Here is a 25651-nt window from a genome sequence, read left to right on the forward strand (position 1 = left end):
CGTGGCCCGTCCCTATGCCGTGACCGAACCGGCCACCCGGCAGGTGCTGGAGCTCTTCGCGCCCGCCACCGACGCCCGGGTGCAGTCGGCACTGTCCACTGCGGACAAACTCTTCGCGGACTGGCGCGCGGTCCCCGTGACCGAGCGCGCAGCCGTCCTGCGCCGGATCGCCCGCGCGTTCGCCGGCCACGCCGAGGAACTGGCGGCGACGATGGCGCTGGAGATGGGCAAGACCCACGCGGAAGGCTTGGAGGAGGCCGATTCCTGCCGCGAGATCTTCGAGTACTACGCCACCGAAGGCCCCGGCCTGCTGGCCGACGAGCCGCTGCCGACCCCCGGCGCGGTGCTGCAGAAACGCCCGATCGGCGCCCTGCTCGGCATCATGCCGTGGAACTTCCCCTGCTACCAGGTCGCCCGCTTCGCCGCGCCGAACCTCATGGCCGGCAACGCGATCGTCCTCAAGCACGCCGAGTCCGTGCCCCGCTCGGCCCTGGCCCTCGAACGCCTGATCACCGACGCCTGCGCCCCGTACGTGAACCTCTTCGCCACCCACCCCCAGGTCGAGACGATCATCGCCGACCCGCGGATCCAGGGCGTCTCCTTCACCGGCTCCGAACGCGCCGGCTCCGCGGTGGCCGCCCTCGCGGGACAGCACCTGAAGAAGTGCGTCCTGGAACTGGGCGGCTCGGACCCGTTCGTCGTCCTGGACACCGACGACGTCGAGGCGCTCGCCGCCACCGCGTGGTCGTTCCGGATGTACAACAAGGGCCAGGCCTGCAACTCCAACAAGCGCATCATCGTGCTGGCCGGCCACTACGACGCCTTCGTCACCGCCTTGGTCGCGCGGGCGGAAGAGCAGACGCCGCCGGGCCCGCTCGCCTCCCGCGCCGCCGCGGAAACCGTGGCCGCCCTCGTGGACGACGCCGTGGCGCGCGGCGCCACCCTCCACACCGGCGGCGTGCTCGGCCCCGGTGCCTTCTACTCCCCCACCGTGCTCACCGGCGTCACCGACCAGATGCGCGCGTTCCACGAAGAACTGTTCGGCCCGGTCGCCGTCGTCTACCGCGTCGGCAGCGAACAGGAGGCCGTCGACCTCGCCAACCGCAGTGCCTTCGGCCTCGGCGCCTCCGTCTTCAGCGCCGACCCGGCCCGCGCGGCCCGCGTCGCCGACCTCCTGGACGCCGGCATGGTCAACGTCAACACCCCCGCCGCCACGTCCGCCGCCCTCCCCTTCGGCGGCACGAAACGCTCCGGCTTCGGCCGTGAGCTGGGCCCGCTGGGCATCACCGAATTCGTGAACCAGCGGCTGTTCTTCACCGCGGGCTGACCTTGCTGACCTCGCTGACCTTGCCGGCCAGCCGGTAGCGGATCAGCCGCGAGCTGTTGCCCACGACGGCGACCGACGAGGCGTTGTGCAGGATCGCCGCGGCCACCGGCGACAGCGCGCCGACGGCGGACACCCCGAGCCCCACCGCGTTGACGGCGATGGACATCCCGTAGTTCTGCCGCACCAGTGTGATCGCGCGGCGGCCGAGATCACGCAGGTCGAGCAACGCCCGCAGGTCGTCGGTCGCGAGCGCGACGTCGGCGGTCTCCACGGCGACATCGGTGCCGCCGACGCCCATCGCGATGCCGATGTCGGCCAGCGCGAGCGCCGGCGCGTCGTTGGTGCCGTCGCCGACGACGGCGACCGTGTGGCCCTCGGCCTGCAGCTGCCGGACGACGTCCTGCTTGTCCTCGGGCAGCGCCTGGGCGCGGAACTCCTCGATGCCCAGCTCGTCGGCCACCGCCTTGGCGGTGACCGGGTGGTCGCCGGTGAGCAGCACGATCCGGCGCACGCCGTCGGCGCGCAGCGCGGCGAGCACCTCCCGCGACTCGGCGCGCACGGTGTCGCGCAGGGACACCAGGCCGGTCAGCGTGCCGTCGACCGCCAGCAGCAACGGCGTCTCCGCGGCCTGCTGGAGCTTGCGCACCCAGCGTTCGGCGTCGGCGGACATCGCGATGTCCTGCTGCCGCACCAGATCGACGTTGCCGATGAGCATCGTGCGCCCGTCGGTGCGGACCCGCATGCCCTGGCCGAGCAGCACCGCGCACTCCTCGTGCGGCGGGATCTCGATCCGCCGCTCCTCGGTCGAGCGGATGACCGCCTGCGCGAGCGGGTGCCGCGAATGGATCTCCGAGCTCGCGGCGTAGGCCAGGACCTGCTCGGGCGACCACGCGTCGTCGAACGAGATCACGTTCGTCACCACCGGCCGGCCCAGCGTCAGCGTGCCGGTCTTGTCGAACACGATGGCGTCGACGCGACCCGCCGCCTCCAGGTGCGCGCCACCCTTGATCAGGATTCCACGACGAGCCCCGTTGCCGATCGCCGCGCTGATCGCCGTCGGCGTGGCCAGCCCCACCGCGCACGGGCACGCGACCAGCAACATCGTCATCGCCCGCCGGACATCGCGGGTGACCAGCAAAGTGAGCAGGGACAAGGCGAACGACGCGGGCACGAACCGGCGCGAGAACGTGTCGCCGACCGTCTGGATCGGCGCCCGATCCTCCTGCGCCTGCTCGACGCGCGTGATGATCCGGCCGATCGCGGTGTCGGGACCCACCGCCGTGGCCCGCACGACGATCCGGCCGCGCAGCAGCACCGAACCCGCGGGCAGCGCGGTGCCCGGTGCGACCGTGACCGGCAGCTGCTCACCGGTGACCGCCGCCTGGTCGACGATGCCCTCGCCCTCGGCGACCACGCCGTCCACGGGCAGCACCACGTGCTCGTGGACCACGACCTCGTCGCCGACCACCAGATCGGCGATGTCCGTCTCGAACTCGACACCTTCCGGCGTGCGCACCCAGGTCCGCGTCCGCGTGCCGGTGAGCAGCTCCGAGATCGCCCGCCGGCTGCGCCGCAACGTCAGGTCCTGCAGGTACTCGCCGATGTTCAGCAGCCACAGCACGGTGAGCGCGACGACGTTCTCCCGCAGCACGAGACTCGCCACGGTCGCCGCGGACACCAGCGCGTCGGTACCGGCGCCCCGTCCGCCGGACAACGACCTCAACGCGCCCCGCAGGAACGGGTACCCGGTGAAGATCGTGACCGCGGTGGCCGCCGTGCGGCTCGCCGGGCCGAGCATCGGCGGCCGGCGCAGCCCGTAGCGCCGCACGCCGAGCAGCACCAGGGCCACCCCGCCGGCGACCATCCGCAGCATGTCGCCGGTGCGCACGTCGGCGGAGCGCGGCGACCGCGTGACCACCGCCGCCGCGTCCGTGCGCAGCGCGGCTTCGACCGCCGCCACCAGCTCGCCGTGGTCGCACCGCCGGTGGTCGTACCAGACGACCACGCTGCCGGTGCGCGGATAGGCGTGCACCTGACGCACCCCGGGCACGTGGTCGACCGCGTCCTCGACCGCGACCGCGCGGGCCCGGCTGCCCCGCAGGGCGGCCGCGACGAAGCGGACCCGGCCGGCGGCGTCCGAGACGACGTTCAGCGCTGCGTCCGGCACGGCACTCAGTGCTCGTGTCCGTGCCCGGCCGAACCGGCGACGGGCGCCTGTTCGCCGATCCGTTCGCGCGCCTCGCTGACCACGTCGGCCGTCGCCAGCCGGACCTTCTCCGCGCCCGTCTCGGCCGCGCGCGCACCCTTGAGGCCCCACGCGGTCACCGCGACGGTCGCCGACCGGAATGCACCCGACCGGGCGACCTTCTTGGCGCCGTCGTAAACCGCGGCCCCGGCGACCCCGGTCACCACCACACCCACCGCTTTCGCGGCGAACCCGCTCAGCACCACCAAGCCTCCTCAGCCATCCGGCCCGTCACCGCCCGCGCCCGCGACGGCACCGCATCGGCGACGAGAAAGGCGCGAGCCTAACCCCGCCGATGATCACTGTCCTGTCGGCACAGCGTAGCCGATAACGATTGTCGTTGTCGTCAAGGGCGGAACGGTACACGCCAGGCGCCCAGGAGCAGACTGCCCACGGTTCACGACCCCGCCCTGAGCCTTGTGGCGGAGCTCCCGACGAAGTACCGTCGCTTCATTCGAGTTTAAGAAAGATCTTTCGGTATTTCGAATCGAAGGGACTCGGGGTCAATGGCGACAACGATGAGGGCCACCACGGCGATGGGCAGACGGCGGGTCGCCGTCGCCTGCATCATCGGGAACTTCCTGGAGTACTTCGACTTCGGCGTGTACGGCTTCCTCGCCGTGGCCATCGGGCACGAGTTCTTCCCCGGCGGGTCGAGCGCGGTGGGACTGCTGAAGTCCCTGGCGGTGTTCGGGGTGGCGTTCGCGGTGCGGCCGCTGGGCGGGGTCGTGTTCGGGCTCATCGGGGACCGGGCGGGGCGCAAGGTGTCGTTGTCGGCGAGTGTGGCGCTGATGGGCGTCGCGACGACGTTGATCGGGGTGCTGCCGTCCTACGCGGCGATCGGGATCGCCGCGCCGGTGCTGCTGGTGTTCCTGCGGTGCCTGCAGGGGCTGGCCGTGGGCGGCGAGTGGGGCGCGAGCTCGGCCTACCTGATCGAGACGGCGCCGGCGGACCGGCGCGGGATCCCCGGCAGCTTCCCGTCCATGGCGGCGGCGCTGGGGCTCATCTTCGGTGCCCTGCTGTCGCTGGCCTTCCAGCTCTCCCTCAGCGCCGCCGCCCTCGACAGCTGGGGCTGGCGCGTGCCGTTCTTCGTCGCCGCGCCGCTGGCCGCCGTCGGCCTCTACGTGCGCCAGCGGCTGGAGGACACGCCGGTCTTCCAGGAGCTCGCGAAGAGCGACGCGCCGCGAGCCCGGCTGAAGGACGCGCTGCGCCGCGACCAGGCGAAGGCGATCTTCGTGACCTTCGGGTTCTCCTGGATCTGCGGGGTGGGCCTGTACTTCCTCGGCACCTACGTCGTGAACTACCTGACCGCGACCGCGCACGTCGGCGGCACCCGCGCCACGGTCCTGACCTCGATCGGCCTGGCCGTCTACTGCGCGCTGTGCCCGCTCGCCGGCCGGTTGTCCGACCGGCTGGGCCGGCGCAGCACGCTGCTGTTCGGCTGCCTCGGCCACGTCGTGTTCGGCATCCCCGTGTTCATGGCGCTGGGGACCGGGTCGACGCCGGTGGTGATCGTCGCGCTGATCGTGTTCGCGATCTTCCAGGCACCGATCAACGCCAACACCTCGCTGGTGCTCATCGAGATGTTCCCCGCCTCGACGCGGCTCACCAGCGGGGCGCTCGGCTTCAACCTCGGCGTCGGCGCGCCCTCGGGCTTCGCGCCGCTGGTCGCCGCGGCGCTGGTCGTGTCGACCGGGCTGAGCTACGCACCGGGCCTCCTGCTGGTCGGCGTCGCGCTGATCTGCGGGCTGATCCTGCTGTTCTGGCTGCCGGAGACGGCCGGGCGCGACCTCACGCTCGACGTCGACGCGACCAAGTCCGGCCCCGCCCCGACGATCGCGGGCAAGGTGACCGAGGTCGTGTCGCCGTGATGCGAGCCGCGGTGCTGACGGCGCCGGACCGCTTCGAGGTGCACGACCGGCCGGTCCCCGAACCCACGGCCGACCAGCTGCTCGTGCGGGTGGCCGCGTGCGGGATCTGCGGCCACGACGTGCTGGCGCGCAAGGGTTTGCTGGCCGCCAAACCCGGCCAGGTGCTCGGACACGAGATCGCCGGACGCGTCGAGGCCGTCGGTCCCGCCGGCGACACCTCGTGGGTCGGCCGCCGGGTCGCGCTCGTGCAACGGTTCCCGTGCGGGACCTGCGCCGAGTGCGTGGCCGGGCACACCAACACCTGCCGCGGCGGGCCGGGTTTCTACGGCGAGGACCTCCCCGGCGGTTACGCCGAATACGTCCTCGCCGGGCCGCTCAACGCGGTCGCCCTCCCGGACACCATCGACGACGTCTCCGGCGCGATCCTGTCCTGCGCCCTCGGCACCGGCCTCCACGCGCTGCGCCGCACCCGGACCGCGGCAGGCGACGTCGTGCTCGTGACCGGCGCGAGCGGCGGCGTCGGTGTCCACACCGTCCGGATCGCCGCCGCACTCGGCGCCGCCGTGATCGCCGTGACGAGCAGTGAGAGCAAGAAACAGGCGCTGCTCGACTCCGGTGCCCATGCCGTGGTCACCGTCGCGGAAGGCGCACCGGCCGTGCGCGCGGCCGCCGCGGACCTCGGCCGGCCGCGCGGAGCCGACGTCGCGATCGAGACCACCGGCACCCCGACCTTCGGGCTGTCGCTGAAGGCCCTGGCGCCGCACGGAAGGCTGGCCGTCGTCGGCAACACCGATCCCGGCGCCGTCGAAGTCCACTTGGGACTCCTGATCGTCAAGGAGCTGGAGATCGTCGGCTCGGCCCACGCGAACCGCCGGGAGCTGCTCGACGTCGTCGACCTCGTCTCGAGTGGCCAGGTCACCCCGGTGCCCCCGCGGGTCTGGTCCCTCGACGACGTCGCGGCCGCCCACGCCGCCGTAGAGTCCGGCGCGCTCGTCGGCCGGGCGGTGGTCCGGCCGTGACCGCCCCGCTGCACGGCATGACCGTGCTCGACCTGAGCCAGCAGCTGCCCGGGCCGTACGCGACGTTCCTGCTCGCGTCGCTCGGCGCCGATGTCCTCAAGGTGGAGCCGCCCGCCGGCGACCCCGCCCGGCGGTTCGACGCGCCGATGTTCGAGCGCGTGAACGCCGGCAAGCGCAGCGTTTTCCTCGACCTGAAGTCTCCCGCCGACCGCGAGCGGTTGCTGGAACTGGCGGCCGGGTGCGCGGTGTTCGTCGAGGGCTTCCGCCCCGGTGTCACCGCCCGCCTCGGCTGCGACGAGAAGGCCGTGCGCGCGGTGCGCCCGGACGTCGTCTACTGCTCCATCAGCGGCATGGGCCAGACCGGACCGCTGTCGGGCCATCCCACGCACGACCTGTCGCTGCAGGCCATGGCCGGAATCCTCGGCGACACGGGAAAGTCCGACCGCATCGGCGTGCCGTGGGTCGACCTCGGCACCGCGACCACGGCCGCGCTCGCGATCACCGCGGCGTGGCACGCGGGCGGCGACACCTTCCTCGACCTGGCGATGCTCGACGTCGCGACGGCCTGGAGCTCGGTCAAACCCCTCGCCGTGACCGAGCCGGAGGCGACCTACGGCGTCGTGCCGGCCAAGGACGGCTCTGTCGCGATCGCCCTGCTCGAAGACCACATGTGGCTGCGCCTGTGCACGGCGCTGGGCTGGCCCGACGACGCGGCCCTGGCCACCTACGCCGACCGGCGCGGCCACGCGGCGGAGATCCGCGCCCGGCTGGAGACCGCGTTCGCGCAGTACACCGTCGCGGAGCTCATCGCGCTGGCCCACAAGCACGACCTGCCGCTCGGCCCCACCGACGCCACGGGCGACCCGGACACCCTCGCCCAGCTGCGCGCCCGGGGCCGCGACGCCGGTCCGGCCGCGCGCCACACCCCGTTGCCGCTCGGCCTGATCGCACCGCAGGAGTCCTGACATGCCCCTCTCGCGCTTTCGCGGACCCGACGCGACGCCGTGGCGCATCGGCGTGATCGACGGCCCGAACATGCCCAACCTCGGCCACCGCTCCGAGACGATCTACGGCCCGATCAAGTCCCTGGCCGACCTGCAGCAGCTCGTGGCCGAGATGGCCGACGAGCTCGGCGTGTCCGTCGTCCCGTTCGCCTCCAACCACGAAGGCGAGATCCTCGACTTCATCCACCGCACCGCGCGGGAGGTCGACGGCTATGTGATCAACCCCGCGGGGCTCACCACCTACGGCGAAGCCACGCGCCACGCCCTCGACGACACGACCAAACCCGTCGTCGAATGCCACTTCGCCAACACCGCGCGGCACTTCGCCGAGGTGACGCCACCGCAGCTCGTGCAGCAGTCGCGGTTCACCTACACGGCGACCGGCCTGGTCATGGGCCTGCGGCAGTACAGCTACCTCGGTGCGCTGCTCGCCCTGACGCTGGCGCTCGACGACGCGGATTTCCTCGCCGGCGGGACCCGCCGGCACTGATCGTCCCCGGCCGTCTCGCCGCCGGGGACGGCCGCGGATCGGCTAGGCTTTTTGGCGGATGACCAGCGACGAAAGGCAGGGGTGCGTGGCAGCCGACGGAGGGGCGGAGCGGTTCTCGCGGGTGTTCGACACGCTCGAGCTGCTCGTCGGGCACCCGGAGGGCATGACGCTCACCGAGATCGTGAAACGGCTCGGCATGCCGGCGAGCAGCGCCCACAACCTGCTGCAGCGCATGGCCGCCACCGACGTCATCGTGGTCTCCGACGACCTGCGCTACTCACTCGGCTCCCGCGCGGTGCGCCTGGGCATCCGGATCGTCGACGGCCTGGAGGTGCGCGACGTCGCCCGCCGCCCCCTGCAGGAGCTGACGCGCGCGACCGGCGAGGACGTGTACCTCGCGGTGCGCCTGGGCACGCGCGTGTCCTACATCGACCGGTTCCCCGGCACGCGCCCGATCGCGGTCGACATCCGGCTGGGCCAGTCGCTGTTCCTGCACGCCACGGCCGTCGGCAAGCTGTTCGCCGCGTTCCACCCGCCGCTGCACCGGCGGCTGATGGGCGAACCACGCCCGCAGCTGACCGAGCACACGCTCACCGAAGAGGCCGACCTCGAGCGCGAACTGGAGACGATCCGGCGCGCCGGCTACTCCGTGAGCCGCGAGGAAGCGATCCCCGGCGTCGTCGGGTACGGGTTCCCGATCCGCGACGCGTACGGCGAGATCACCGCCGCGATCCACATCTCCGTGCCGCTGGCCCAGATCGACGAGGCGCACGAGAAGCTGTTGCTGGACAAGGCTTTCGAGGCCGCCGCGGCCATCGAGGCCGACCTGGGCCGTGGCGGCGCGGACCTGTCGCGCCGCGGCCGCCGGGCCTAGCACCGCCTCAGTCGAGGCAGAACTCGTTGCCCTCGACGTCCTGCATCACCAGGCACGACTCGTTCTCCTCGTCGGCGACCAGCAGCTGTACGCGCGTGGCGCCGAGCGGGAGCAACCGCGCGCACTCGGCCTCGAGTGCGGCGACGCGCTCCGCTCCCACCAGCCCCGTGCCGACCCGCACGTCGAGGTGCACCCGGTTCTTGACGACCTTGCCTTCGGGCACCCGCTGGAAGTACATCCGCGGGCCTGCGCCGGTGGGGTCACTGCAGACGAACCCCGCATCGCGCTTCTCCGGCGGCAGCGACCGGGTGAACTCGTCCCAGGTGGCGAACCCGTCCGGCGGCGGCGGGACGACGTAACCGAGCACCTCGCACCAGAACCGCGCGACGCGCTCCGGCGACGCACAGTCGAAGGTGATCTGGACCTGCCTGACTGACCCCATCGGCCCACCCTAGCGGGACGCCCGACGCTCCCGCACGCGAAAACCGGTGGAGCCGCGCCGCCGTGCGCAGTTACCGTGCTGCCGAACCACGTTGCCCACGAAAGGGCGTGCCGTTGTCCACGCTGTGAGACCTCCCGAGAGCTGATTCGTCGCGCGTCGCCCCTGTGCGCCGCGCTGACTCGTGCTGCGGACTTCTCACAGAAACCGGTACCCCTGCGTGCTCACGCATTGGGTGGTCGAACCCACCCGTTTTCCCGTCCTTATCCGTCGCTGCACGGCCTGCGGTCACGACCGTTTCCGGCCCAGTGGCAAATTCCGCGTCAACGCGCACCACAAGCTCCTCGAAGCCTGGCTCCTCGTGCTCTGCACCTCGTGCGGGGACACGGTGAAGCTCTCGGTCCTGGAGCGGATCAAGGTGCGGGCCATTCGTCCCGATGTGCTGGAACGCTTGCACACCAACGATCCCGGCCTGGTCGCCGAGCTGCTCCAGGACCCGCTCGTGCTGCACCGCAACCGGGTCGCGCTCGACTGGGCCGGCGCCTGGCGGCTCGACACCGGCGGCTCGGATCATCTCGACCAGGAGGTGATCGACGTTTCAGTGCGCTTCGCCGCGCGCATTCCGGTCCGGCCCGTGCGCTTGATCGCCGAAGGGTGCGCGCTTTCCCGCGCCGAAGTCGAAAGACTGCTCACCGAAGGGAACCTCGTTTCCGCCACTCGGCTGAGCGGCAAGCTCTCCGGCGACTTCACCTTCACGCTGTGTTGTCTGCCCCGGCTCCGCCGGGGCGTGCGAGATCGCGCCGGTGTTCAGTCCAGAAAAGCCCAGCCCGGGCGGCCCGACTTGCAGGTTTCGTAGGCCACCGGGTCGATGGTCTGGTAGATGCCGATCACCGTCTCGCCGTCGCAGGTGACGCGGCACAGGTGTTCGTCCAGACCACGCAATCCGATGCGAGTCCGCGGGTCGGTCAGGTCGTAGGTCTCGCCCTCGGTGAAGGCCGGGCCGTCGTAGGAGCCTTGGTGGATGCCGCTTTCCGGGGTGCCGCCGTACATGCCGCAGCGCAGGAACGCCGTCTGCAGGCCCAGGTGCTCGTAGTGCAGCTGCTTGACCTCGCCGGTGCCGAGCCGGTAGTCGACGATGCCCTCGGCGAAGATGTCGGTGTCGGGGTCGAAGCGCAGCCGCCGCGTCGGCTTGGCCACGCGCGTGGCGCCCGGGCGGCTGTCGCCGAACGGGTAGTACACGCGGTCGCCCCACAGCGTCCAATCGGAGAACGGCACGAACGCGTTGCCGGACACGCCGACGTGGAGCCGGCCGCCGAGCGACATCGCCGGCCCGCCCACGCCGCGGCCCGTGCCCCAGTGCCGGTCGCGGGTGCCCGCGGAGCCGGGGCCGAGCTCGACGCGGGTGCCGTCGACCTCGACCCAGCCCTCGACCGTGCCGAAGCCCTCGAACCCGGCGGTGACGTCGTTGCGCCGGCCCGGTGGCGTGCCGTGGGCCGAGTCGGACAGCGGCTCGCGGAACACCTGGCGGGTGGTGTCCCGGAAGGTCAGGTCGTAGCTGATGCCGTGCTCGTTGGGTTCGAGCACGTACCGCCATTCCCGCAGGCCGCGGACGATCTCCGGGGCGATCGGGCCGATGCGCAGGTCGGCGCGGTCCACGCCCAGCGCGCGGAAGCTGCGCACGGAGGTGTGCCGGCCGCGGAAGTTGACGATCGCGTAGGCCTCGGCGCGGTCGAGGTTCGGGTAGAAACTGCCGCCGGTCGCGACCATCACCTCGCCGGTGGGGTCGTGGCAGATCATCCAGTACCGCTCGTAGGCGCGCGGGTCGCCGGTCGCCATCACGCGGATCGGGTCCGGCGTCTGGTGGATGAGGTAATCGTCCAACGGGGACAGGGGGAACTGCTCGGCGAAGTGCTCGTCGCCGACGGTCAGGTCGCTCATCGCCACCTCCTCAGCTCGGGTCGGCTTCGATCCGACGGACCAGGTACTCGGTGATCTCCCGCCGGGCGGCGGTGCCGTCCGGGGTGTCGGGCAGGTTCGTGATGACACCGGACAGCAACGCCCGCAGCTCGGCGTTGCGCCGCGCGGCTTCGGCGACGTCGTAGCCGCCGGGTTCGGCCGCCGCGGGAAGCTCGACGTCGTGGCGGGTGAGCAACTGCGCCAGCGTCGCGTTGTCGTTGAGGTAGAAGGGAAGCAGCTCGGACCACGACCGGCCGATCTGCTTGAGCAGCCGCCGCACGTTGGCCAGGTTCTCGTGGGAGTCGCGGCTCAGCTCGGGGTCGGTGGCGACGTCGTCCAGCAGGCGCTGCGCACCGTGCAGCTGGTCCTCGATGGTCGGGCGCACGTCAGCTCCTTTCGGCGATCGCGGTCAGCAGGGTCCGCAGCACGCGTTTCGTCGGGCGGTACGGTTCGTCGCTGCGCTCGTCCAGGAACGCCCGCAGCCCGCTGACCTGCATGACCACGGTTTTGAACGTCGAGAAGACCACCCACCACTGCAGCGCCGTGTCGTCGACGTCGAGGCCGGTGGTCTCGCGGTAGTGGCGGACCAGGTCCTCGCGCTCCCACGCGCCCTCGATGAGGTGCTCGCGGTGGCGCAGGGGCTGCACGACCCAGCCGAGATCTTCCAGCGGGTCGCCGAGGTGCGCGAGCTCCCAGTCGAGCAGCGCGGAAACGCGGTCGCCCTGCAGCAGGATGTTGCCGGGCTTGAAGTCCGCGTGCACGAGCACGGTGCGCGGCGACGCGGGCGCGTGCTCGCGCAGCCACGCGAGCGCGAGGTCCACTTCGGGCAGTGCTTCGAGCTGGTCTTGGCGCAGCACGGTTTCCCAGCGCTCCAGCTCGGCGAGCGCCGCCCGCTCCCCCGGATCTTCGAGCACGGCGCCGAGTCCGGTGGCGCGCCAGTCGACGGAGTGGACGTCCGCCATCAGCTCGCAGAACCGCCGCGCCAGGTCGGTGCGCTCGGCCAGCGGGCGGTCGCCGTTGACCGCCCGGTAGTCGCAGTCGCCGGGTTCGCGGCGCATGATCAGCGACGGTTTGCCGAGCCACCGGCCGTCCGAGTCCAGCCAGCGGGCCCGCGGCGCGGGGAGCCCGCTCGGTTCCAGAGCGCGCAGGACGGCGAACTCCGTGCCGCGGTCGGTGTCGACCAGCCCGCCTTCGGGGTCGCGGCGCAGGATCAGCGGCTCGCGCTCGCCCGTGGCGGGATCGACGAGGTCGAACACCCAGTTCTCCCGCGAGCGGCCGACGCCGACGCGGTTCAGGTCGACGATCTTCGGGACCGAGCCGAGCTGCGCCGAGAGGAACTCGTGCAGCTGCTCGTCGAGCGTGCTGGTCATGGCGTCTCCCGCAGTGAGGAACGGTGGCCGGGGGCCGCGATGGCGATGAGGGCTTCGGCGCGCTCGGCGAGGCTTTTGCCGCGCAGGTCGGCGATCCCGTGCTCGGTGACGACGACGTCCACGTGGGACCGCGGGGTGGTGACGGCGCCGGCGTGCAGGCCGCGCACGATCCGGGACCGGGTGCCGTCGCCCGTCGTGGCGGGCAGCATCACGACCGAGCAGCCGTCCCGCGACTGCTGGGCCGCGCGCAGGTAGTCGGGCTGGCCGCCGATCCCGCCGACGTAGCCGGAGCCGAGCTCCTCCGCGTTGACCTGGCCGGTGAGATCCACCTGCAGCGCGGAGTTCATCGCCACGAACCGGTCGGCGACCGCGCCCGGCCGCGACAGCTCCGAGACGGGACGCACCAGCACGCCGGCCTCGACCACCCAGTCGTAGAGCTCCGGGGAACCGGCGGCCTCGCAGATCGTCACGGCGCCGGGCTCGTCGCTCAGCGCGCCGGATCGGGCGAGGTCGAGCAGCCAGGTCCCGGCGAGCGTCGAGTGCACCCGAAGGTCGCGCCGGGACTCCAGCGCCCGGCCGACCGCCGACGGCAGCGTGCCGACGCCGAGCTGGATCGTCGCCGCGTCGGGCACCAGGCCGGCGACGTGCCGCGCGATCGTCTCGTGGACCGGCCCGGTCGTGCCGGCCGTGATCGTCGGCATCGGCCGCGAACTGGGCACGGTCGCGGTCAGCTGCGCCGAGTGCACGCGCGGCGCGGTCGTGTGCGGCAGGCGGTCGTTGACCTCGGCGACCACGGCGCGGGCGCGGCCGAGCAGGTCGTAGGTGTAGTCGACGGACAGGCCCAGGCTGTGGTGACCGGTCTCGTCGGCGCCCGACACCTGCAGCGCCACCACGATCTGCTCGGGGTTGCGGCTCGCGAGCGCGCGCGGGACGTCGCGGAAGTGGCACGGGATCACGGAAACGGTGCCGTTCGCGGCGAGCCGGCCGAGCGGGCCCAGCGCGCCGAACGACACCAGCGGCCGCGCGCGGGCGGCCGGGCCGGTGAGCGCGGTGCTGTGGCTGAGCCCGACGAACACCTCCACGTCGGGCGGCGCCGCGTGCACCAGCTGTTCGAGCAACGGCGTCGGCTCGCCGGTGCCCTGCGCGACCACGACGAGGTCACCGGGTTTAAGGACGCTCGTGAGCCAGTCCGCGGTCACAGGACGACCACCGGCGTGACCGGGGTGGCCGTCGAGCCGACGAGCGGGATCGGGGCGAAGACGAACAGGAACGTCGACCGCGACTCGGCCGCCAGCGCGGCGCCGAGCTCGGCCAGCTCGAGGTTTTCCAGCAACGGCACGCCGTGCCGGTGCAGGAGCAGCAGGTGCGCGGGGAACCCGCTCGCCGCCGACTGCTGCTCCACGGCGTAGTTGTCGGCGCCGACGAGCGCGACGTCGCGGTCGGCGAGGTAGCGCGCGGCTTCCTCGGTGATGCCGGGCTCGTCCGCGAAGTAGTCCCCGCCGCGGCCCTGGGTTTCGAGCCAGCCGGTGCGGATCAGCACGGCGTCGCCGGGTTCGGGCGTGACCCCGGTTTCCGCGATGCCCCGGCGCAGCTCGTCGACCCCGACGGGGGCGCTCGGCTCCAGCGGGCCGCCGGTCGCGGCCACCAGATCCACCAGCACCCCGCGCGTCACGACCGGGGGCAGCTTTTCGGCGCCGCAGCGCTGCGCACCGCGCGTGGTCCGCGTCGAAGCCTGTGAGTGTCCATTGTAGATCTCCTCGCCCGTCCAGGCGTGGGACAGCGAGTCGACGTGGGTGCCGCTGTGCGTCGGGAACTGCACGGTGTCCTCGGCGAACCGGAACCCGCCCGGCGTGCGCGCGCCCAGGGCGTAGTCGCCGGCGTCGCGGTTCATGAACCGCATCGGACCCGGCCGGTGGCGCGGCGACGCGGTGGCCGGCCCCAGCGGCTGGGCGAGGCTCAGCGTCCGGCCCGACCGCACGAGCCCGGCCGCGCGGAGGGTGACGTCGGGGGTGACGAGGTTCAGCGCGCCGGCCTCGTCGTCGGTGCCCCAGCGGCCCCAGTTGCCCGTCATGGCGTGCCTGCTTTCAGCTTGTCCTGCACGAGTTTCTCCGCGTCGGCGCGCAACGTCCGGCGGACGAGCTTGCCGGTGCCGGTCTTCGGCAGCTCGTCGACGATCGCGACCGCCCACGGCACCTTGTACCCGGCGATGCGTTCCTTGCAGTGGGCGATCACGTCCTGCGCGGTGAGCATTCCGGCCCGCGCCACGACGAACGCCACCACGACCTCGTCGCGGCTCGGGTGCGGCGCGCCGAGCACCACGGCCTCGGCGACGTCCGGGTGGCCGGACAGGAAGCTCTCGACCTCGGCCGGCGAGACGTTGATGCCGGAGGTCTTGATCATGTCGGTGATCCGGCCGACGAACGAGACGGTGCCGTCGGCGTTGAGGACTCCGCGGTCGCCGGTGCGGAACCAGCCGTCGCCGGTGAACGCGTCCGCGTTGGCCTCGTCGTCGCCGAGGTAGCCCGGCGTCAGGCGGCCGCGCACCTGCAGCTCCCCCGGCTCGCCGGCCGCCAGCAGCGTGCCGGTTTCCTGGTCGGCCACCCGGATCTCGACGCCGGTCAGCGGCTCGCCCTGTGTGTTCAGGCGCGTGGCGAGCGGCATGCGGTGGTCGGTGACGCAGCAGTTGCCGTAGGTCTCGGTCGAGCCGTAGACGTTGCACATCCCGGTGATGCCCAGCTGCGTGATCGCGCGCCCGACCTCCTCGGGCCGGCCGATGGTCAGCCCGGTGCGCAACGACTCCACCGCCCGCACGCGCTCGGCCGGCCCGTTGGCGAGCGCGTCGACCATGGCGGGCAACAGGTAGGCGGCCGTCACGCGCTCCGCCGCCATCAGCTCGGCCGCGGCTTCGGGCTCGAACTGTTCCTGCAGCACGAAACAGGCCTGGTGCGTCATCGTGGCCATGAGCGCGTTGGCGCAGCCGAAGCTCCAGAACAACGGGGAGCCGAACCACACGCGGTCGTCGGCGGACAGGCCCATGCGCTCGCCGATGTGGAAGCCGTTGAGGATCAGGTCGCGGTGGCACAGCGGGACGGCCTTGGGGTTCTTCGTCGAGCCCGACGTGTAGAGGACGAACGCGGGTTCTGCGGGATCGGGCTTCGCCGGGATGGCCGGCGGCTTCGGCAGCTCCCGCCACGCCAGCGCCCCTTCGGGCGCGTCCTCCCCGAGCACGACGACGTGCTTCAGCTCCGGGAAGACGTCTTGCGGCCGCCCCAGGTCCGGCACCAGCTTCCGCAGCTCGCCGACGAGGTCGTTGCCCCGCACCCGGTCCACCATGACCAGCACCGACGCCTTCGAGCTCGTCAGCAGGTACTCGATGTCGTAGGCCTTGACCCAGGTGTTGAACGCGTCGACCCGCGCCCCGGCCGCCATCGCCCCGAACGCCACCGGCACCCACGCGGCGTCGTTCGGCGCCAGCAGCGCGACGACGTCCCCTTCCCCGACCCCGATCCCTTGCAACGCCCTGCGTGCGTCGTCCATCCGCTCGGCCAGCTGCGCGTACGTCAGCCGCACCCCGCCGACCACGAGGGCCTCGCGCCCCGGCACGGCCGCGGCACACGCGCGCAGCAGGTCGGGCAGGGTCTCGGCAGCAGGCGTCGTGGTCATCGCGACATCATCGTCACTTTCGTAATATCGAATCTAAATTCGTATATCCGTAAGCTACCGGCCGCGCGGCGAGGGAGTCAAGGTGATCGGCGGCCGTCACAGGGCCGCGCCGCGGGCACGACAACGCCGGCCCCGGAACCACCGCTGCCGGCAACGGGTTCCGCGAGGCCACGGCAAAGTCCGGCGACCGCCGGGAGCTCACCCCCGGGGTGGCCCTGCGATTCCGCGGGCGATGACGTCGTCGGCGTCCACACCGGACTCGGCGAGCAGGGCGCGAGTGTGCTGGCCCAGCGCGGGGACGTCGCCCATGCGGGCTTCGACGTCGGCGAAGGTCGCGGGCGGCAGGAGGGCGTCGATCTCGGCGAACTCGGTGCCGACCTTGCGCCAGCGGTCACGCGCGCGCAGCTGGGGGTGGTCGACGACCTGGCCGACTTCCTTGAGCTGCGCGGCGGGAACGCCGGCCGCGGCGAGGCGCTCGTCGAGCTCGGCGTTGGTCCAGAGGACAGTGCGGGTGGCGACCGCGGCGTCGCACTCGGCGCGGTGGGCCACGCGGGCGACGTTGGTGGCGAAGCGCGGGTCGTCGGCGAGTTCGGGGGCGTCGAGCACCGCGGTGACCAGGGTGCGCCAGCCGGTGTCGTTCTGCACGCCGATGAGCATCTGGCCGTCGCGCGTCGGGAAGGCGTCGTACGGGGCGATCGAGGCGTGGCTCAGGCCCATGCGGGCGGGCTGGGTGCCGGCGTACATCTGCGTGTAGAGCGCGTAGCCCATCCACTCGACGGTGGCCTCCAGCATCGAGACCTCGATGGTGGCGCCCTCGCCGGTGCGCCAGCGGCGCAGCAGCGCGGCCAGCACCGCCTGCGAGCAGTACATGCCCGACGCGATGTCGGAGGTCGGGATGCCGGTCTTCACCGGCGTCTCGGGAGTGCCGGTGATGGCAATCAACCCGGCCTCGGCCTGGATGAGCATGTCGTAGGCCTTGCGCTGCTCCATCGGCCCGCCGGCGCCGAAGCCGGACACGTTCACCACGACCAGCTCCGGGTGCTCGGCGCGCAGATCACCGAACCCGAGGCGGTCGGCGGCACCGGGGGCGAGGTTCTGCACGAACACGTCCGCGTTCGCGACGAGCCGGCGCGCGATGTCGCGGCCCTCCGGCACTTTCAGGTCGAGCGCGATCGACTCCTTGCCCCGGTTGAGCCACACGAAATGCGCCCCGGTGCCGTGGACGACGTGGTCGTAACCGCGCGCGAAGTCGCCGCCGTCGATGCGCTCGATCTTGATCACGCGAGCACCGAGGTCGGCGAGGTTGCGGGTGGCCAGCGGGGCGGCGACGGCCTGCTCGACGGCGACGACGGTGACCCCTTCGAGCGGGCGCGTCACGACTGCTTCTTCTTCTCGGCCCGCACGAGCCCACCGCCGACGATGAGCCGCTGGATCTCGCTCGTGCCCTCGTACAGCCGCATCAGCCGCACGTCGCGGTAGATGCGCTCGACCGGGACCTCGCGCAGGTAGCCGCTGCCGCCGTGGATCTGCACCGCCAGGTCGGCGGTCTTGCCGGCCATCTCGGTGCAGAACAGCTTCGCCGCCGACGGCGCGATCCGGCGGTCCTCCCCCGTCACGTACAGCCGCGCGGCCTCCCGGGCCAGCGCCCGCCCGGCGAGCACGCCCGTCTGCTGGTCGGCGATCATCGCCTGCACCAGCTGGAAGTCCCCGATCACCGTGCCGCCCTGGGTCGCGGTGGCGGCGTAGGAGACCGACTCGTCGAGCGCCCGTTGCGCGGCGCCGACGGCCAGCCCGGCCATGTGGACGCGGCCACGCGCCAGCGACGTCATCGCGGCCTTGTACCCGACCTCGCCGTCCCCGCCGACCAGCGCCTCCGGGCCGACGCGGACCCCGGTGAAGGTGACCTCCGCGGTGCGCGAGCCCTCCTGCCCCATCTTGGCGTCCTTCGGGCCCACCGTGATCCCCGGCGCGTCGGCCGGCACGAGGAACACCGCGATGCCGGTGCCGGACTCCGACGCCGGCCGCGTGCGGGCGAACACCACGAACAGGCCCGCCTCGGTGGCGTTGGTGATGAACTGCTTGCCCCCGTCGATGACCCAGCCGTCGCCGTCCGGCTTCGCGGTGGTGCGCAGGCCCGCCGGGTTCGACCCCGCGCCGGGCTCGGTGAGCGCGAACGAGGCGACGATCTCGCCCGAGGCGATGCCCGGCAGCCAGCGCGCCCGCTGCTCCTCGGTGCCGAACCCGACCAGGACCTGGCCCGCGATGCCGTTGTTGGTGCCGAACATCGAGCGCAAGGACAACGACGTGTACCCCAGCGCCATCGCGACCTCGACGTCCTGCACCAGATCGAGGCCGAGCCCGCCCCACTCCTGCGGGATCGCGTACCCGAACAACCCCATCTCGGCCGCCTGCGCCCGAAGGTCGGCCGGTATGGCGTCCGTGGTCATGATCTCGACCTCGCGCGGCATCACGCGGGTGCGGACGAAGTCGTCGATCTGGTCGAGAACGGCGGCGAACACGTCATCAGGGACGTCGGGGTTGCCTGAGTACATGGCTATCACTATCGAGCCATGGTCGACATCAGTCCAGGGCTCCGCGCGTGCCCGGATGCCGGGAACATCGTCCCGATCACTGAGAAGCTGAGCTACGCTCACGATGTGTCGTCCTACACGCATGGCCATCAGGAATCCGTGCTCCGCTCACACCGCTGGCGGACCGCCGAGAACTCGTGCGCGTACCTCCTGCCCCGCCTCGCGCCCGGGCAGGCGCTGCTCGACATCGGCAGCGGGCCCGGGACGATCACCGCCGACCTCGCCGCGCTGGTGGCCCCCGGCCGGATCACCGGCGTCGAGATCACCGAGGCCGCCCGCCGGCTCGGCGAAGCGGAGGTGGCCCGGCGCGGCCTGGACAACGTCGAGTTCGTGGTGGGCGACGTGCACGCGCTCGACTTCCCCGACGACAGCTTCGACGTCGTCCACGCCCACCAGGTGCTGCAGCACGTCGCGGACCCGGTGCTGGCCCTGCGGGAAATGCGCCGCGTCTGCCGCCCGGGCGGCCTCGTCGCCGCGCGCGACGCCGACTACGCGGCCTTCACCTGGCACCCCGCGGACGCGGCGCTCGACCGCTGGCTCGAGGTCTACCGCCAAGCCTTCCGCGCCAACGGCAGCGAACCCGACGCGGGCCGCCGGCTGCTCACCTGGGCCCACGCCGCGGGCTTCACCGACGTCGCGCCGTCGTCGGCCACGTGGTGCTTCGCGACCCCCGACGACCGCGCCTACTGGGGCGGCATGTGGGCCGACCGCGTGCTGAACTCCGACACCACCACCCAGATCCTGCGCGACGGCCTGGCGCAGCCGGCCGAGCTCGAAGAGATCTCCACCGCGTGGCGCCGCTGGGTCGACGATCCCGACGGCTGGTTTTCCGTGCTGCACGGTGAAATCGTGGCCGTCGCGTAAAGCCCAGGCGGAAAATCAGATTTCGTCGACCTGATACGCGACCACACTCGCGGGCGCGAGCAGCGCGCCAGTGCATTCCGCGGTCGCCGGGCCGAATCCGTACGGAACGAAATCGCCCGCCGCGAACCAGAACGCGTTGCCGCTCGCGCAGTGGGCGATCACGCGGTAACCGTGGCCTTCCCCGGGCAGGCACGAGACGCTGATGCCCTGTCCAAGAAAGATGCTGTAGCGCTCCCCGAAACAGCCCGCCGGCGCGAACTGGTCACCACTCGCCGCCGCGGGGACAGCGGACAGACCGAGCAAAGAAGCCGACACCGCGGCAAGAACGAAAAGCTTTCGACGCACAATTCCTCCCGGACCCGAGAAGCTCGACCTTTTCAGCGTAGAAGCGCGGGAGAATCACCGGCAATTCATCGGGCGAGTGAGCGAATGCCAGCGGAAAGTCACAGCGCTGCTCCATTGGAGCCGGCCCGGCCCGCCCGCCGGACACGTCCGCGCGACGGCCCGGCACACCACGCAGAACTCCTGTGTCCGAGCCGACATTGACCTTCACATCGATGTCAACGTTCAGACTCGGTCCGGTCAGGACAATCACGACTCGCTCGGAGAACTCCCATGAAGCTCGGACTCCGCCTGCCCCAACGGCTCGGCGTGGACCTGCGGCACGACGTCGTCGAGGCGGCCCGCACGGCGGAAGCGGCCGGCTACACCAGCCTGTGGACCTACGAACGGCTGCTCTTCCCCGAGCAGCCCCTCGAACCGTACGCGCCGCCGAACTTGCCGTGGCCGGCCGCGTCGCGGCAGGCCGCCGACCCCCTGGCCCTGCTCGCAGCCGCCGCGGTGGTGACCAACACCGTGCGCCTGGGCACGTCCGTCCTGGTCGCGCCGCTGCACCTGCCCATCCAGTTGGCGAAGGAGCTGGCCACGATCGACCAGCTCAGCGGCGGCCGCGTGATCGCCGGCCTGAGCACCGGCTGGTCCACCGACGAGCTCCAGGCCGCCGGCACCACCCGCGCCGGCCGCGGCCGCATCCTCGACGAGACCCTCGACGTCTTCGACGCCGCGTGGGGCCCGGACCCGGTGACCTTCCGCGGCAGCCGCACGGTCATCGAGAACGCGGCCGTCCTGCCCAAGCCCGTGTCGAAGATCCCGGTGATGCTCGGCGGCGGTGGCGACTCCCGTGCCCAGCGGCGCATCGCCGAGCGAGCGGACGGCTGGCTGCCGCTGCTCACCACGCCCGGCCCCGCCGGCGCCGCCGAGCTGCGCACCGGCTGGGACCGCATCCGGGGACTGGCCACCGGCTACGGCCGCGACGCGAGCCGCATGGAGATGGTGGTGGTCGGCAACGTCACCTTCACCGACCGCCCGGCCGGCCCCGGCCGCACCGCGTTCGTCGGCACCCTCGACGAGATCCTGGAAGACATCCACACCGCCGCCGAGGCGGGTGCCGACGAGCTCATCGTCGACCTGAACCTGCAGGACTGGTTCACCAGCACGCGCCAGATGCTCGAGACCGCCGTGGAGATCCGCGAGCGGGCCGACGTCTGAGCACCGCCGGCCCGCAACCGGTTCCGGGACGGGCTCAGCTCCCGTCGTAGAGCCGCGCGAGCGTCGCCATGTCCTCCTGTCCGAGACCGGCCGACTGGGCCCGTTCCACGACGTCGACGGCGGTCCGCACCGTCGGGCTCAGCCGCGCGGGGTCCGGAACCGCGTCGAGGAACAGTTCGAGGTCCTTGCGCACCAGGTCCACCGCGAAGGCCACCGGAGGGGCGGTCTCGGACAGGAAGGCGTCGCGCTTGTAGCGCACGAACGGGGCCGCGATCGCGGACTCGCCGATCGTGTCGTACGCCGTGCGCAGGTCGATACCCGCGCGCGTCGCGGTGCCGAGGACCTCGCCGAGGGTGGCGTTGAAAGTGTGCAGCAGCGCGTTGACGCACAGCTTCAGCGTCGACGCGGCGCCGATCGGTCCGATGTGGATGGTCCGCCCGCCCAGGAAATGCAGCACCGGTTCCGCCGCGGCCAGGTCCTCGGCCGTACCGCCGAACATGATCGTCAGCGACCCGGCGCGGGCCGCGCCGACCGACCCGGACACCGGGGCCTCGGCGAAGCGGATCCCGTGCCGGGCCAGCATTTCCGCCACTTCACGCGACAGCTGCGGCCCGGACGTGCCCATGTCGAGGACCAGCGTGTTCTCGCCGAGCAGGTCGACGACTCCGGTCAGCACGGCCCGCAACGCCGGCCCGTCGGCGAGCATGGCGATCACCACGTCGGCCCCGGTCACGGCGTCGGCCGCCGACGACGCGACCCGCTCCGGCGCGATCCCGGCCCGCCGCGCGCGTCCGGGATCGCGGTTCCAGCCGACGACGTCGACGCCGCTGTCGGCCAGCCGCAGGAGCAGCTGCGAGCCCATCGCGCCCAGGCCCAGCACCGCGACCTTCACGAGCGCCTCCCCGGGTCGATGAGAACCTTCCCGTCCACGCCCCCGGCGGCCAGCCGCGCGAGGCCGCGGTCGGTGAGCTCGTCGAGCCCGATCACGGAGTCGAGCAGCTCGGCACCGAGCACCCCGGCGGACAGGATCTCCAACGCCGGCACCAGATCCGCGCCGCACACGTGCGCGACCGTCGACTCGACGGTGATCTCGCGCAGCACCAGGCCGAACAGGTCGACGACGGGCGCCTGCTTGGGCAGGCCGACGGCGAGGATCCGCCCGCCGTCGGTGACCATCCGCAGCGCGTTCTCGAACTGCCCCGGCGCGCCGCTGGCCTCGATGACCACGTCGGCGCCACGCCCACCGGTCAGCTCCCGCACGGCCTCGACGACGTCGCCCGCCGCGTCCACGGTCCGGGTGGCGCCCAGCCGGGCGGCCCGGTCCAGCTTGTCGCCGGCGAAGTCGACCACGGTGACGTCGGCGTCGTCCAGGTGCCGCAGCCCGGCCAGCACGAAGGAGCCGATGGCGCCGGCCCCGATGACCACCACGGAGTCCCCCGGCCGGACCCCCGCCCGCCGCGCGGCGTGCAGGCCGACGGCCAGCGGCTGCGCCAGCCCGGCGTGGTCGAGGGACACCCCGGCCGGGATCGGGCGCAGCATGCCGGCCGGCGCGGCCACGTACTCGGCGAGCCCGCCGGGGGCGTTGAGGCCCAGCGTGTAGTAGCGGCGGCACAGGTTGGTGCGGCCCTCGCCGCAGCGATCGCACTGTCCACACGAGACACCGGCGCCGGCGGCGACCAGATCGCCCGCGGCGAAGCCCTCACCGCCGTCCACGATCTCGCCGACGAACTCGTGGCCGATGATCATCGGGCCGAGGTGCCCGCTGCCGGGGTGGCGCCGGGTGAGCGGCACCATCTTCGGGCCGGCCGCCCACTCCGTGGCGTCCGAGCCGCAGATCCCGCTGCGCCGCACGGCGACGAGCACCTCGCCGTCGCGCAGCCGGGGCAGCGGCACCTCTTCGATCCGGACGTCCTGGCGGCCGTGGTAGACGGCCGCGCGCATGGTCGCGGTCACCGCGTGGCCCCGAACTCGAGGTGCACCTTGATGTTCTTCGCCGTGTCGCGCGAGGCGGTGATCGCCTCCACGGCCCGCTCCACGGGGAACCGGCCGGTCACCAGGTCGGACAGGTCGACCCCGGCGCGCGCGAGGAACCGCAGCGTCTCCGGCCACACCCCCGGCGAGCCGATGATGCCACGGATGCTCAGCTCCTTCGACTGGATCAGGCCCAGCTTCGCCGGCGCGCTGCCGCCCACGTCGATGCCGACGTACACCACCCGCGCGCCGTGCGCGGCGACGTCGAGCACGTCGGCCATCACCGGCGGCAGCCCCGTCGCCTCGATCACCACCGTGCCCCCGGCACCGCCGGTCACCTCGGCCACCTGCTCCGCGATCGGCCCGGCCGTCGGGTCGAGCACGACCTCGGCGCCGAGCTTGCGCGCCGCCTCCGCGCGCCCGGCCGCCGGCTCGACGGTGATGGTGCGCGCGCCCAGCGCCGCGGCACCGGCCGTGACACCGAGACCGATCGGGCCGGCACCGAACACCACCACCGTGTCGCTCGCGTTGACGTTGCCCGCCTTCATCAGCGCGTGGTACCCGCAGCTGAACGGCTCCACGAGCGCGCCGTCGGTGAAGGACAGCGAATCCGGCAGCCGGTGCAGCCACGCGGGTTTGGCGACGAAGAACTCCGCCGCCGCGCCGCTGATCGAGAAGCCGAAGTGGTCGTCGCCGATCACGCACTCGCCCACCACGCGGTCGCCGGGCGCGAACCGGGTGACGTCGGCACCGGTTTCGACGATCTCGCCGGACCACTCGTGGCCCGGGATCACCGGGTAGGAGAACGGGATGATGTAGCGGCCTTCGAGCAGCTCGATGTCGGAGTGGCAGATGCCGACCGAGCGGGCCGCGACGAGCACCTCGTCCGCGGCGATCCGCGGTACGGCCAGCTCGTCGACGGACACGGTGTCCGCCGCGGTGAACCTCAGGGCTTTCATCGTCTCGCTCCTTCTCAGGCGGTGGCTTCGCCGCGGCCGGCGGGCGTGTTGAGGTGCGACTGGGACTCGCGCGCCGTGGAGAGCGGGCCGTTCACGGCGATGTAGCGGGGGCCGGCGACCAGCAGGTCCTCGGCGGGGAACTTGGTGATCACCTCGCAACCCTCGGGGGTCACCACGAGCTCTTCCTCGATGCGGGCCGCGCCGATGCCGTCGGCCGAGGGCCAGTACGTCTCGAGCGCGAACACGTTCCCGACCTCCAGCACCTCGGGGTGCTCCAGCGAGACCAGGCGCGAGAAGATCGGCTTCTCCCAGATGGACAGCCCGACACCGTGCCCGTACTGCAGCGCGAACGCGGCTTCCTCGTCGGCGAACCCGAACTCCTGCGCGGTGGGCCACACCGACACGATGTCCGCCGTGGTGGCGCCCGGGCGCACCAGCGCGATGGCGTGGTCCATGTACTCGCGGGCCCGCACGTAGGCGTCACGCTGCGCGCGGCTGGCCGAACCGACCGCGAACGTGCGGTAGTAGCACGTGCGGTAACCCTGGTGGCTGTGCAGGATGTCGAAGAACGCGGGGTCCCCGGGCCGGATCAGCCGGTCGGAGAACACGTGCGGGTGCGGCGAGCAGCGCTCGCCGGAGATCGCGTTCACGCCCTCGACGTACTCCGAGCCGAGGTCGTAGAGCGACTTCGAGACCAGCCCCACGCACTCGTTCTCCCGGACACCCGGGCGCAGGAACTGGTACAGGTCGTCGTAGGCGGCGTCGACCATCGAGGCCGCCTGGGTCAGCAGCGAGATCTCGTCGGCGGTCTTCACGCGCCGGGCCTCCATGAAGACCTGCTGCCCGTCGGTGACCGTGATGCCCGCGCGCTGCAGGGCGGCGAGGATCGGCAGCTCGATCACGTCGACGCCGAGCGGTTCGCCGAGCAGCCCGAACTTCTCCAGCTCGCGCTTGATCTTCGCGGCGACGTCGTCGGCGATGCCCGCGTCCGGGTGGAACGCGCCGCGCAGCGTGGAGATCCCCGCGCGGGCCCCGGACTCGGCGCGCGGCCGGACCGCGCCGTGGTGCGGCGCGTGCGGGTCGGCGTCGGCCTCGGCGGTCGTGGTGGCGAGCCACGGGTTGTAGAGCTCGTGGTGCTTGGCCGCGGACCCGAAGTCCCACACGATGGGGTCGGTGGCGCGGGTCAGCAGGGAGAACCGGATGAGCTTGTCCATGGCCCACGTGCCGATGTGGGTGGCGGACATGTAGCGGATGTTGGCGAAGTCGAACGCGAGGACGGCGCCGAGGCTCGACTTGTCCAGCTGCTCGCGCAGGCGCTGCAGGCGCTGGGTGCGCAGGCGTTCGTGGTCGATCCGGGTCTCCCAGTCGACGGCGTTGGGCCCGAACGTGGCGATCGGCATGAGTTTTCCTTTCCCCCGCGGCGGTGGACCGCCGGGAACGTGTGACGGGCGGGGCAGGCC

25 protein-coding genes are annotated in these 25651 nt (G+C 72.4%); 9 read left to right on the forward strand and 16 right to left on the reverse strand.

What is annotated here, in order from left to right; genetic code table 11:
* Position 1: 1 nt before the first annotated feature.
* Positions 2–1327 (forward strand): NAD-dependent succinate-semialdehyde dehydrogenase, encoded by a 1326-nt coding sequence (locus tag ACFY1H_RS25990; protein ID WP_386950367.1) that lies wholly within the window; start codon positions 2–4, stop codon positions 1325–1327.
* Here ACFY1H_RS25990 and ACFY1H_RS25995 read toward each other — a convergent pair.
* Both ACFY1H_RS25995 and ACFY1H_RS26000 read right to left on the reverse strand, forming a co-directional pair.
* The gene (locus ACFY1H_RS25995) at positions 1314–3494 is read right to left on the reverse strand and encodes a heavy metal translocating P-type ATPase (RefSeq protein ID WP_386950370.1); all 2181 of its coding nucleotides are present in this window, start codon (positions 3492–3494) and stop codon (positions 1314–1316) included. The genes ACFY1H_RS25990 and ACFY1H_RS25995 overlap by 14 nt on opposite strands.
* A 5-nt stretch (positions 3495–3499) precedes the next feature.
* A complete protein-coding gene (locus tag ACFY1H_RS26000; protein ID WP_364067701.1) occupies positions 3500–3778 on the reverse strand; it encodes a DUF1490 family protein in 279 nt (92 codons plus the stop codon).
* Between the two features lie 312 nt (positions 3779–4090).
* Here ACFY1H_RS26000 and ACFY1H_RS26005 point away from each other — a divergent pair, with 312 nt between their 5' ends.
* From ACFY1H_RS26005 to ACFY1H_RS26025, 5 genes are all read left to right on the forward strand, one after another.
* Positions 4091–5443, forward strand: a complete 1353-nt coding sequence (locus ACFY1H_RS26005; protein WP_386950373.1) for an MFS transporter — start codon at positions 4091–4093, stop codon at positions 5441–5443.
* Positions 5443–6462, forward strand: coding sequence for an alcohol dehydrogenase catalytic domain-containing protein (locus tag ACFY1H_RS26010; protein ID WP_386950544.1), 1020 nt, complete (start codon positions 5443–5445; stop codon positions 6460–6462). Before ACFY1H_RS26005 ends, ACFY1H_RS26010 begins: the two co-directional genes overlap by 1 nt.
* Complete coding sequence (locus ACFY1H_RS26015) at positions 6459–7427, forward strand: CaiB/BaiF CoA transferase family protein (RefSeq protein WP_386950376.1); 969 nt, start codon at positions 6459–6461, stop codon at positions 7425–7427. The genes ACFY1H_RS26010 and ACFY1H_RS26015 overlap by 4 nt, the downstream gene beginning before the upstream one ends.
* Position 7428: 1 nt before the next feature.
* Entirely contained in the window at positions 7429–7956 is a 528-nt protein-coding gene (locus ACFY1H_RS26020) for a type II 3-dehydroquinate dehydratase (protein WP_386950379.1), read from the forward strand.
* A gap of 85 nt (positions 7957–8041) precedes the next feature.
* Positions 8042–8830, forward strand: a complete 789-nt coding sequence (locus tag ACFY1H_RS26025; protein ID WP_386950382.1) for an IclR family transcriptional regulator — start codon at positions 8042–8044, stop codon at positions 8828–8830.
* A 7-nt stretch (positions 8831–8837) separates the two neighbouring features.
* Here ACFY1H_RS26025 and ACFY1H_RS26030 read toward each other — a convergent pair whose 3' ends face one another.
* Positions 8838–9272, reverse strand: a complete 435-nt coding sequence (locus ACFY1H_RS26030; RefSeq protein ID WP_366582289.1) for a VOC family protein — start codon at positions 9270–9272, stop codon at positions 8838–8840.
* A gap of 217 nt (positions 9273–9489) precedes the next feature.
* On the opposite strand from ACFY1H_RS26030, the gene ACFY1H_RS26035 reads away from it, so the two are divergent.
* Positions 9490–10125 carry a DUF1062 domain-containing protein gene (locus ACFY1H_RS26035; protein ID WP_386950387.1) on the forward strand — a complete coding sequence of 212 codons (636 nt, stop codon included), beginning with the start codon at positions 9490–9492 and terminating at the stop codon, positions 10123–10125.
* On the opposite strand, the gene ACFY1H_RS26040 is transcribed toward ACFY1H_RS26035, so the two are convergent.
* From ACFY1H_RS26040 to ACFY1H_RS26075, 8 genes are all read right to left on the reverse strand, one after another.
* Positions 10077–11207 carry a hypothetical protein gene (locus ACFY1H_RS26040; RefSeq protein WP_386950390.1) on the reverse strand — a complete coding sequence of 377 codons (1131 nt, stop codon included), beginning with the start codon at positions 11205–11207 and terminating at the stop codon, positions 10077–10079. The genes ACFY1H_RS26035 and ACFY1H_RS26040 overlap by 49 nt on opposite strands.
* Before the next feature lie 10 nt (positions 11208–11217).
* Positions 11218–11610, reverse strand: coding sequence for a hypothetical protein (locus ACFY1H_RS26045; protein WP_366582292.1), 393 nt, complete (start codon positions 11608–11610; stop codon positions 11218–11220).
* Position 11611: 1 nt separating this feature from the next.
* Positions 11612–12595: a phosphotransferase family protein gene (locus ACFY1H_RS26050; protein WP_386950393.1), complete on the reverse strand. Its 984-nt coding sequence runs from the start codon at positions 12593–12595 to the stop codon at positions 11612–11614.
* Entirely contained in the window at positions 12592–13794 is a 1203-nt protein-coding gene (locus tag ACFY1H_RS26055) for an acetyl-CoA hydrolase/transferase family protein (RefSeq protein WP_386950396.1), read from the reverse strand. Before ACFY1H_RS26055 ends, ACFY1H_RS26050 begins: the two co-directional genes overlap by 4 nt.
* Entirely contained in the window at positions 13791–14666 is an 876-nt protein-coding gene (locus ACFY1H_RS26060; protein ID WP_366582295.1) for a cyclase family protein, read from the reverse strand. The genes ACFY1H_RS26055 and ACFY1H_RS26060 overlap by 4 nt, the downstream gene beginning before the upstream one ends.
* Entirely contained in the window at positions 14663–16258 is a 1596-nt protein-coding gene (locus ACFY1H_RS26065; RefSeq protein ID WP_386950399.1) for a class I adenylate-forming enzyme family protein, read from the reverse strand. Before ACFY1H_RS26065 ends, ACFY1H_RS26060 begins: the two co-directional genes overlap by 4 nt.
* A gap of 198 nt (positions 16259–16456) precedes the next feature.
* Complete coding sequence (locus tag ACFY1H_RS26070) at positions 16457–17635, reverse strand: CaiB/BaiF CoA-transferase family protein (RefSeq protein WP_366582297.1); 1179 nt, start codon at positions 17633–17635, stop codon at positions 16457–16459.
* Positions 17632–18810 carry an acyl-CoA dehydrogenase family protein gene (locus ACFY1H_RS26075; protein WP_386950402.1) on the reverse strand — a complete coding sequence of 393 codons (1179 nt, stop codon included), beginning with the start codon at positions 18808–18810 and terminating at the stop codon, positions 17632–17634. The genes ACFY1H_RS26070 and ACFY1H_RS26075 overlap by 4 nt, the downstream gene beginning before the upstream one ends.
* Positions 18811–18948: 138 nt before the next feature.
* Here ACFY1H_RS26075 and ACFY1H_RS26080 point away from each other — a divergent pair, with 138 nt between their 5' ends.
* Entirely contained in the window at positions 18949–19713 is a 765-nt protein-coding gene (locus ACFY1H_RS26080; protein ID WP_386950405.1) for a methyltransferase domain-containing protein, read from the forward strand.
* Between the two features lie 15 nt (positions 19714–19728).
* Here ACFY1H_RS26080 and ACFY1H_RS26085 read toward each other — a convergent pair whose 3' ends face one another.
* Positions 19729–20016: a hypothetical protein gene (locus tag ACFY1H_RS26085; RefSeq protein WP_386950408.1), complete on the reverse strand. Its 288-nt coding sequence runs from the start codon at positions 20014–20016 to the stop codon at positions 19729–19731.
* Positions 20017–20328: 312 nt separating this feature from the next.
* Between ACFY1H_RS26085 and ACFY1H_RS26090 the strand changes: the two genes are divergently transcribed.
* The gene (locus ACFY1H_RS26090; protein ID WP_386950411.1) at positions 20329–21261 is read left to right on the forward strand and encodes a TIGR03619 family F420-dependent LLM class oxidoreductase; all 933 of its coding nucleotides are present in this window, start codon (positions 20329–20331) and stop codon (positions 21259–21261) included.
* A gap of 34 nt (positions 21262–21295) precedes the next feature.
* On the opposite strand, the gene ACFY1H_RS26095 is transcribed toward ACFY1H_RS26090, so the two are convergent.
* From ACFY1H_RS26095 to ACFY1H_RS26110, 4 genes are read right to left on the reverse strand one after another with little or no spacing between them, the layout of a single operon-like run.
* Positions 21296–22153: an NAD(P)-dependent oxidoreductase gene (locus ACFY1H_RS26095; RefSeq protein WP_386950414.1), complete on the reverse strand. Its 858-nt coding sequence runs from the start codon at positions 22151–22153 to the stop codon at positions 21296–21298.
* On the reverse strand, positions 22150–23214 hold the full coding sequence (locus ACFY1H_RS26100; protein ID WP_366582303.1) for a zinc-binding dehydrogenase: 1065 nt from the start codon (positions 23212–23214) through the stop codon (positions 22150–22152). Before ACFY1H_RS26100 ends, ACFY1H_RS26095 begins: the two co-directional genes overlap by 4 nt.
* On the reverse strand, positions 23211–24191 hold the full coding sequence (locus ACFY1H_RS26105) for a zinc-binding dehydrogenase (protein ID WP_366582304.1): 981 nt from the start codon (positions 24189–24191) through the stop codon (positions 23211–23213). Before ACFY1H_RS26105 ends, ACFY1H_RS26100 begins: the two co-directional genes overlap by 4 nt.
* Before the next feature lie 14 nt (positions 24192–24205).
* Positions 24206–25591: a Xaa-Pro peptidase family protein gene (locus ACFY1H_RS26110; protein ID WP_366582305.1), complete on the reverse strand. Its 1386-nt coding sequence runs from the start codon at positions 25589–25591 to the stop codon at positions 24206–24208.
* Positions 25592–25651: the final 60 nt, after the last annotated feature.

Origin of the sequence: Amycolatopsis sp. NPDC001319 (assembly GCF_042896185.1) — a bacterium.
Lineage (GTDB): Bacteria > Actinomycetota > Actinomycetes > Mycobacteriales > Pseudonocardiaceae > Amycolatopsis.